This window comes from Alcanivorax sp. HI0083, assembly GCF_001635175.1.
Map to the genome: position 1 here is coordinate 1 of NZ_LWFX01000709.1, position 8,426 is coordinate 8,426.

Annotated in this window: 7 protein-coding genes and 3 tRNA genes; 2 read left to right on the forward strand and 8 right to left on the reverse strand. The window is 56.5% G+C overall.

Annotated elements, in window-relative coordinates:
* From A3754_RS06955 to A3754_RS06985, 7 genes are all read right to left on the reverse strand, one after another.
* On the reverse strand, positions 1-700 hold a 700-nt coding region (locus A3754_RS06955), incomplete at its 3' end, for an LON peptidase substrate-binding domain-containing protein (RefSeq protein ID WP_231880527.1).
* A gap of 109 nt (positions 701-809) precedes the next feature.
* Positions 810-2,090 carry an ATP-dependent Clp protease ATP-binding subunit ClpX gene (gene clpX / locus A3754_RS06960; protein WP_063519171.1) on the reverse strand — a complete coding sequence of 427 codons (1,281 nt, stop codon included), beginning with the start codon at positions 2,088-2,090 and terminating at the stop codon, positions 810-812.
* A gap of 118 nt (positions 2,091-2,208) precedes the next feature.
* Positions 2,209-2,865, reverse strand: a complete 657-nt coding sequence (gene clpP, locus A3754_RS06965) for an ATP-dependent Clp endopeptidase proteolytic subunit ClpP (protein ID WP_082872489.1) — start codon at positions 2,863-2,865, stop codon at positions 2,209-2,211.
* A 286-nt stretch (positions 2,866-3,151) separates the two neighbouring features.
* On the reverse strand, positions 3,152-4,465 hold the full coding sequence (gene tig, locus A3754_RS06970) for a trigger factor (RefSeq protein ID WP_063519172.1): 1,314 nt from the start codon (positions 4,463-4,465) through the stop codon (positions 3,152-3,154).
* A gap of 179 nt (positions 4,466-4,644) precedes the next feature.
* Positions 4,645-4,720, reverse strand: a tRNA-His gene (locus A3754_RS06975).
* A gap of 32 nt (positions 4,721-4,752) precedes the next feature.
* A tRNA-Arg gene (locus A3754_RS06980) sits at positions 4,753-4,829 on the reverse strand.
* Positions 4,830-4,855: 26 nt separating this feature from the next.
* A tRNA-Pro gene (locus A3754_RS06985) sits at positions 4,856-4,932 on the reverse strand.
* 255 nt (positions 4,933-5,187) lie between these two features.
* Between A3754_RS06985 and folD the strand changes: the two genes are divergently transcribed.
* Both folD and A3754_RS06995 read left to right on the forward strand, forming a co-directional pair.
* A complete protein-coding gene (gene folD / locus A3754_RS06990; RefSeq protein WP_063519173.1) occupies positions 5,188-6,033 on the forward strand; it encodes a bifunctional methylenetetrahydrofolate dehydrogenase/methenyltetrahydrofolate cyclohydrolase FolD in 846 nt (281 codons plus the stop codon).
* 177 nt (positions 6,034-6,210) lie between these two features.
* Positions 6,211-6,543, forward strand: coding sequence for a YegP family protein (locus A3754_RS06995; RefSeq protein WP_063519174.1), 333 nt, complete (start codon positions 6,211-6,213; stop codon positions 6,541-6,543).
* A 118-nt stretch (positions 6,544-6,661) separates the two neighbouring features.
* On the opposite strand, the gene A3754_RS07000 is transcribed toward A3754_RS06995, so the two are convergent.
* Positions 6,662-8,347, reverse strand: coding sequence for a glutamine--tRNA ligase/YqeY domain fusion protein (locus A3754_RS07000; RefSeq protein ID WP_063519175.1), 1,686 nt, complete (start codon positions 8,345-8,347; stop codon positions 6,662-6,664).
* Positions 8,348-8,426: the final 79 nt, after the last annotated feature.

The window sequence follows — 8,426 nt, forward strand, 5'->3', positions numbered from 1 at the left end:
TTTTCTTTTCCAGATCGTCCAGGTCATTACCACTGTCTTCCAGATCACCCAGCTCTTTCTGGATGGCTTTCATCTGTTCGTTCAGGTAATACTCGCGCTGGCTTTTCTCCATCTGCTTTTTCACCCGGCCACGGATGCGCTTTTCCACTTTTAGCACATCAATGTCCGATTCCATCAGCGCGATCAGGTGTTCAACACGCTCGCGCACGTCCACCATTTCCAGCACGTCCTGCTTCTCCTCCAGCTTGAGCTGCAGGTGCGCGGCAATGGTGTCAGCCAAGCGGCTGACTTCGTCGATGGAAGAAACGGAGCCGGTCACTTCCGGCGCCACTTTCTTGGAGAGTTTGACGTAATCCTCGAACTGACCCTGCAGGGAGCGCGAGAGCGCATCCTGCTCGCTTTCGTCCGGGAGCCCTTCTTCCAGCTCGCGCACATCAGCAACAGCGCCTTCTTCACCAAATTCAGCCTTGGCCACATGGGCACGCTGGCCGCCTTCGACCAGCACCTTCACGGTACCGTCCGGCAGCTTGAGCAATTGCAGAATGGTAGAAACCGTACCAACCCGGTAGATGTCGTCCACACCCGGATCGTCGTCGGAGGCATTACGCTGGGCGACCAGCATGATCTGCTTGTCAGCTGCCATGGCAGCTTCAAGAGCCGCAATGGACTTTTCCCGGCCGACAAACAGCGGGATAACCATGTGCGGGTACACCACTACATCACGCAGCGGTAAAAGCGGAATATCTTTCAGCACGTATTGCCTCTATGACTTAGGTGAAAGCAGGACAGACCCGGACCATGCCCGGGTCTCAATCCGGTGCCACCTTGGAAGACTGCTCGTTGTTTTCATAAATCAACAACGGTTCGGATTCACCCTTGATTGTCGGGCTATCAATCACCACCTTGGCCACGCTATCCATGGACGGAACCTGGTACATGGTATCGAGCAGCACCCCTTCAAGGATCGAGCGCAGACCACGGGCACCGGTCTTGCGTACCATGGCCTTGTTGGCAATCGCGCGCAGGGCGTCGTCGCGGAAATCCAGCTCCACCCCTTCCATTTCAAACAGACGCGCGTATTGCTTGGTCAGCGCATTGCGCGGTTCGGTGAGAATCTGGATCAACGCTTCTTCGCTCAGCTCTTCCAGCGTCGCGATCACCGGCAGACGACCAATGAACTCGGGAATCAGGCCATACTTGACCAGATCTTCCGGCTCCACATCGACCAGCAGCTCGCCCAGATTGCGCGTATTGTCCTTGCTCTTCACCTCGGCGGAGAAACCGATACCGCCCTTCTCGGAGCGCTCGCGGATCACTTTGTCGAGACCGGCAAAGGCACCACCACAGATGAACAGCATGTTAGAGGTGTCCACCTGCAGGAATTCCTGCTGTGGATGCTTGCGCCCACCCTGAGGCGGCACAGACGCCACAGTGCCTTCGATCAGCTTCAACAGTGCCTGCTGCACGCCTTCGCCGCTCACATCACGAGTGATGGACGGGTTGTCGGACTTGCGGGAAATCTTGTCGATTTCATCGATGTAGACGATGCCGCGCTGGGCCTTGTCCACATCGTAGTCACATTTCTGCAGCAGTTTCTGGATAATGTTTTCAACATCTTCACCGACGTAACCCGCTTCGGTGAGCGTGGTTGCATCGGCAATGGTGAACGGCACATTGAGCAGCCGCGCCAAGGTCTCGGCCAGCAGGGTCTTGCCGCTACCAGTAGGCCCGATAAGCAAAATATTGCTTTTGCCAAGCTCGACTTCGTCACGGCCTTTTCCACCGCTACGCAGGCGCTTGTAGTGGTTATACACAGCCACAGCCAGCACCTTCTTGGCACGCTCCTGGCCAATCACGTACTCATCAAGGGTGTCCTTGATTTCGTGGGGCTTGGGCAGGCGCTCACCATCGGTGTCGCTGGTGTCTTCCTGCACTTCCTCGCGGATAATGTCGTTACACAGATCCACGCATTCGTCGCAGATAAAGACCGAGGGCCCCGCAATCAGTTTGCGGACCTCATGCTGGCTTTTGCCGCAGAAGGAGCAATACAGCAGTTTGCCGTCGTCGCCCTTGCCAGTGGAATCGGTCATCGAATTGCCTCTAAACCTGTGTATTTGCTTTGAAGATGCAGGGTAGCCCGGTGTTTTTCAAGCCCGCCGGGCTGCTCTGCCGTTCCGTTAGGACACTTTTTGTACTAACTCGCCCTATTTAAACAGGACGCTGGCTCAACACCGCGTCAATGATGCCGTATTCCTTCGCTTCGTCGGCACTCATGAAGTTGTCACGGTCAGTGTCTTTTTCCAGCTGCTCGATGGGCTGGCCGGTGTGGTGAGCCAGCAAGCTGTTGAGCTGCCCTTTGATTTTCAGGATTTCCTTGGCGTGGATTTCAATGTCTGACGCCTGGCCCTGGAAGCCACCCAGCGGCTGGTGAATCATCACCCGGGCATTGGGCAGCGCAAAACGCTTGCCGGCAGCCCCGGCGGTAAGCAGGAAGGCCCCCATGCTGGCCGCCTGGCCTACACACATGGTGGACACATCCGGCTTGATGAACTGCATGGTGTCGTAGATGGACATCCCAGCGGTAACCGAACCACCCGGGCTGTTGATGTACAGGTGGATATCCTTGTCCGGGTTCTCGGACTCAAGGAACAGCATCTGTGCCACGATCAGGTTGGCCATGTGATCTTCCACCTGGCCGATCATGAAGATCACCCGTTCTTTCAGAAGGCGGGAGTAGATATCGAAAGAACGTTCCCCACGGGCGGTCTGCTCAATCACCACCGGCACCAGGCCCAGATTGGTCGGATCCTTGATCAGCTGGTTCATTTCCGGGGTAAGCGAGTTAATACGGCTCAAGTCGATCATGTAGCGCTTTCCTTCTCGTCGATCGTCCGTGGACGTTCTCAACTGTTTATTGATGCCGGAGGTCAACAACCGGCATGTACCTTGCGTTGTCTTGAGGGCCAGAAGGCCGGAATACAAGGCAAGCAAGGCAAATAGGTCTTCAGGCATCTTATGACGGCACTTGGGGGGCGTCTATAAAAGTGGGCGGGAGAGGGGTTTAAGTGCACAATTCTTGCGCAAATTGCGCATAAATAACGCAAAACGGGGCCCGAAGGCCCCGTTTTGAAGGTCAAACAGAAGGTTTAAATCAGCCTTCCGCTTGCTCGCGCGGCTTAACCGCGTCCTGGTAAGGCATGCTTTTCTCTTCCACCTTGGCGCTTTCCAGCACCAGGTCGACTACCTGCTCTTCCAGCACCGCACCTTCGATCTGCTGCAGCTGCTGCGGGTTGCTGTAGACCCAGCTCACCACTTCTTCCGGCTTTTCGTACTGCTCGGCAATCTCTTCAACGCGGGCTTTTACCTTGTCGGCATCTGCCTTGATTTCGTTCTTGTCGAGGATGGCACGCACTACCAGGCCCAGACGCACAGAGCGCTCGGCCTGCTCTTTGAACAGGTCATCCGGCAAGATGGAGGGATCAAACTGCTGACCACCACCAAACTGCTGCATCATCTGCTGACGCATGCGCTGGATTTCCTGGGTGACCAGAGCTGCCGGCAGGTCAAACTCATGCAGGTTCACCAACCCGTCCATGGCCTGCTCTTTCACCTTGCTGGTGATGGCATTCTTGAGCTCACGCTCCATGTTCTTGCGTACTTCAGCCTTGAACTTGGCTTCGTCACCATCGTCCACACCAAAGCCTTTCATGAACTCGGCGTCTACTTCCGGCAGCGCCTTGCCTTCTACCTTGTTGACCTTGATCTGGAACACAACAGCCTGCCCCTTCAGGTCTTCGGACTGATAGTCTTCCGGGAAGGTCACGTCGATGTCTTTCTCGTCACCGGCTTTCATGCCAACGATGCCATCTTCAAAACCCGGGATCATCTGGCCGGAGCCCAGCTCCAGGTTCTGCCCTTCGGCGGTACCGCCTTCGAAGGCTTCGCCGTCTTTCAGGCCTTTGAAATCGATATTGACGCGGTCACCGGTCTCGGCGGCACGGTCCACATCGGCAAACTCAGCGCGCTGCTGGCGCAGGGTTTCGATCATGGTGTCCACGTCGGCGTCAGTCACTTCAGCCTGGGGCTTTTCCACTTCGATGGTATCGAACGCGGCCAGCTCAACCTCCGGGTACACCTCGAAGGTCGCCACGAACTCCAGATCCTTGCCGGCTTCGTTGGTCTTGGCCTCGAAACCGGGCATGCCTGCGGGCTGCAGTTTTTCCTGCTCCACCGCTTCAATGAAGGCTTCACGCATAACGTCAGCCAGCACTTCGTTACGCACGGCCCCGCCAAAGCGACGCTTTACTTCACGCATGGGCACTTTACCCGGGCGGAAACCGTCCAGACGGATCGTTTTCTGGGCTTCCTGCAGCTTGCCTTCTACTGCCACATCCACTTTTTCTGCGGGTACACCCACCGTCACACGGCGCTCAAGACCTGAAGTCGTTTCAACAGAAACCTGCATAACATCCTCTTTAAAAAAGACTTTTATCTCTGCCCGCCGCCGAAATAACGCGAAGACGGCCTAATGAAGGGCGCAGATTATAATCAAAGGGAGCTTCGCTGCCTACAGTCTGCCTATAGCGCAGCACCTGAAGCCCATACGAAAAAGCCTCCGGGGATCTATCCCGGAGGCTTTTAATATGGGGTGACTGATGGGGCTCGAACCCACGACCGCCGGAATCACAATCCGGAGCTCTACCAACTGAGCTACAATCACCATAAAACTGTCTGCTTTCTTCCTGTCCTGCCTGGCGCGCCTGGCAGGACTCGAACCTGCAACCGACGGCTTAGAAGGCCGTTGCTCTATCCGGTTGAGCTACAGGCGCTTGCAGGTTACCGCCATCAAGCCAACTGGTCGGGGTGGAGGGATTCGAACCCCCGACATCCTGCTCCCAAAGCAGGCGCGCTACCAGGCTGCGCTACACCCCGTCTCTTAAAGCTGCGTCAGTGACTAAGCTCGAAAGCGAGGCGCGCATAATACTCGGCACCCCCATGAGCGTCAACGGTGTTTAACGCAAAAAAATCTCTAACGTTCAGATTTTAGGCAACTTTTGCGCCTGTTTTTTGCGAACAGTGCCTGCGCATGCGAGAATCGCGCCGTTCACGGCTACCCCCGGCAGGCTGCAATAACCGCGACCGCGCCGAGCCACCCCTACTGTAGTCAATTTCAGAGAGATCGCCCACATGACCGCCCAGATTCTTGATGGCAAAACCCTGGCCCAGCAGTTTGAGCAGGAGATGCGCCTGCGCGTCGACACCCTGAAAGCCAAGGCCCACGGCCGTACGCCGATCCTTGCCACCATTCTGGTGGGTGCCGACCCGGCCTCCGCCACCTATGTAAAGATGAAAGGCAATGCCTGCCAGCGTGTCGGCATGGAATCAGTCGCCATCGAGCTGGCCGAAAGCACCACCACCGAGCAATTGCTGGCCAAGATTGACGAACTGAACAACAATCCGGATGTACACGGCATTCTTCTGCAGCACCCGGTGCCCGCCCAGATCGACGAGCGCGCCTGTTTCGATGCTATCAGCCTGGAAAAGGACGTGGACGGCGTCACCTGTCTTGGCTTTGGTCGCATGAGCATGGGCGAAACCGCCTACGGCTGCGCCACCCCCAAGGGCATCATGCGGTTACTGGAACACTATCAGGTAGAGCTGGAAGGCAAACACGCCGTCGTAGTGGGCCGCAGCGCCATTCTGGGCAAGCCCATGGCCATGATGCTGCTCGAAGCCAATGCCACCGTTACCATCTGCCACAGCCGCACCCAGAACCTGCCGGCCCTGGTGAAGCAGGCCGACATCGTTGTGGGCGCCGTGGGCAAACCGGAATTTATCAAGGCAGACTGGATCAAGGATGGCGCAGTGGTGGTCGATGCCGGCTTCCACCCGCAAAAATGCGGGGATATTGAATTGGCGCCGCTGGTTGATCGCGTCGCTGCCTACACCCCCGTTCCTGGCGGTGTCGGCCCGATGACCATCAACACCCTCATCTTCCAGACCCTGCAATCCGGCGAGAAAGCCTTCGGCTAAACGTCAACCGGGGCGTTCCAGGCGCCCCACTCTTCCTGGTTTCCTGCATCATCTGTGCCCACCCGTCACTGTCATAAAACCGTCAATACCCACCGCTGTCGGGCTGGGTTAGCATCCTTGATGCTGCAGTGATTTTCTCGTTGCAGACCGCCAAAGTGGCAGACCAAGGAGAGCACCATGTCAGGGAAATTCGAGATCGACAAAGCCAGCAATGAGCAGTTCATCTTTCGCCTGAAAGCCGGCAACGGCGAGATCATCCTCGCCAGCGAGCAGTACACCACCAAGACTGCCTGCGAGAACGGTATCGACTCGGTAAGAAAGAACAGCGCCGATGACAGCAATTTCGAACGCAAGGTTGCCAAAGACGAACGCCACTATTTCGTTCTCAAGGCCGCCAATCACCAAGTCATCGGTCAAAGCCAGATGTACAAGAGCACCAGCGGCATGGAAAACGGCATTGAGTCAGTCAAGAACAATGCCCCGGATGCAGCCCTGGAAGATCTGACCTGAAGGCCACATTACGACTCGCGCAGTCGTAAAACGCAAAAGACCGCACCCGGTATCCGGGCGCGGCCTTTTTTAACAGCGCCAGGTTCGGCGCTTACCTTCCAGCACGGTCAACCGCGCTTCAAGCTTCCTTCGGCCAGGATTCGCGCAGGCCTACCGTCTGGTTGAACACCAGTCGCTCATCAGTGCTGTCCTGGTCCACACAGAAATACCCTTCGCGCTCGAACTGGTAACGGGTTTCCGCCAGCGCACCACGCAACCCTGGCTCTACCCAGCAACCATCCAGCACAGTCAGGGACTCAGGATTGATGTGGGACAGGAAGGTCTGCCCCTCTTCCAGTCCCTTGTCAGGGTTGGCAGCACTGAACAAACGATCGTACAGCCGAACCTCGCAAGGCAGCCCCTTGTCCGCACTCACCCAATGAATCACACCACGCATCTTGCCCTGATCATCAGCATTTTCCGGGTTCTTGCCCAGCGTGTTCGGATCATAGCTGCAACGCACTTCCACGATTTCGCCCTGATCATCACGCACTACATCGGTGGCACGCACCACATAGCCATAACGCAACCGCACCCGGTCGCCCAATACCAGACGCTTGAATTTCTTGTTGGCCTCTTCGCGGAAATCTTCACGGTCGATATACACCTCCCGCGTCATCGGCACATGACGAGTCCCCATGGATTCATTCTGGGGATGCACCGGTGCTACCAGCGTCTCCTCTTTGCCCGCTTCCCAGTTCTCAATAACCACTTTCAGCGGGTTCATGACGCACATGGCGCGGGGCGCATGCTGGTTCAAGTCATCGCGGATAGCCGCTTCCAGCATCGCCATGTCCACCACCGAGTCCGCACGACTCACCCCTACCGATTCGCAGAAGGTGCGGATAGAGGTCGGCGTGTAACCACGGCGACGCAAGCCGGAAATCGTCGGCATGCGCGGATCATTCCAGCCATCCACGTGCCCTTCATCCACCAATTGCTTGAGCTTGCGCTTGCTGGTCACCGTGTAGTTCAGGTTCAGGCGGGCAAATTCATACTGGCGAGGGGTCGCCGGGACCGAGGTGTTTTCCACCACCCAGTCATAAAAGGGGCGGTGATCCTCAAATTCCAGCGTGCACAGGCTGTGGGTGATGCCTTCAATGGCATCCGACAGCGGGTGCGTAAAGTCATACATGGGGTAAATCACCCACTTGTCGCCGGTCTGGTGATGGGTCTTCTTGCGGATTCGGTAAAGAATCGGATCACGCAGGCTGATATTCGGGCTCTGCATGTCAATTTTTGCACGCAGTACCGCCTCGCCTTCGTCCAGCTTGTTATCACGCATCTGCTCGAATAGCGCCAGGTTTTCATCCACGGAACGGTCACGGTAAGGGCTCGGTTTGCCAGGCGTGGTGAAATTACCGCGGTATTCAGCGATTTCCGTCGGGCTCAGGCTGTCAACATAGGCCAGGCCTTTCTGGATCAGGCCCACCGCCAGGTCATACAGCTGGTCGAAGTAGTTACTGGCAAAGCGCTCTTCACCGTTCCACTGGAACCCCAGCCACTGCACATCCTGCTTGATGGACTGGATGTACTCGTCCTCTTCCTTTTCCGGATTGGTATCGTCGAAGCGCAGATTGCAGCTACCGCCATAGCTTTCCGCGATACCAAAATTGAGACAGATAGATTTCGCATGGCCGATATGCAGGTAACCGTTGGGCTCCGGCGGAAAACGGGTAACCACCTGGCCGTCATTTTTACCTTCTGCGAGGTCACGGTCGATGATCTGTCTGATAAAATTGCTTGGCGCTTTCGTTTCGCTCATTGCCTGGGCCAGTCCGGATAGAGATACGGTAAATGGGTACGGTGAAAATGAAGGTGCGCTAGTGTACTGTAGCCCCCCC

Excerpts from the sequence above, each read along its gene's own strand:
- clpX (WP_063519171.1), bottom strand. The coding sequence starts at position 2,090 with ATGACCGATTCCACTGGCAAGGGCGACGACGGCAAACTGCTGTATTGC.
- clpP (WP_082872489.1), bottom strand. The coding sequence starts at position 2,865 with ATGATCGACTTGAGCCGTATTAACTCGCTTACCCCGGAAATGAACCAG.
- tig (WP_063519172.1), bottom strand. The coding sequence starts at position 4,465 with ATGCAGGTTTCTGTTGAAACGACTTCAGGTCTTGAGCGCCGTGTGACG.
- folD (WP_063519173.1), top strand. The coding sequence starts at position 5,188 with ATGACCGCCCAGATTCTTGATGGCAAAACCCTGGCCCAGCAGTTTGAG.
- A3754_RS06995 (WP_063519174.1), top strand. The coding sequence starts at position 6,211 with ATGTCAGGGAAATTCGAGATCGACAAAGCCAGCAATGAGCAGTTCATC.
- A3754_RS07000 (WP_063519175.1), bottom strand. The coding sequence starts at position 8,347 with ATGAGCGAAACGAAAGCGCCAAGCAATTTTATCAGACAGATCATCGAC.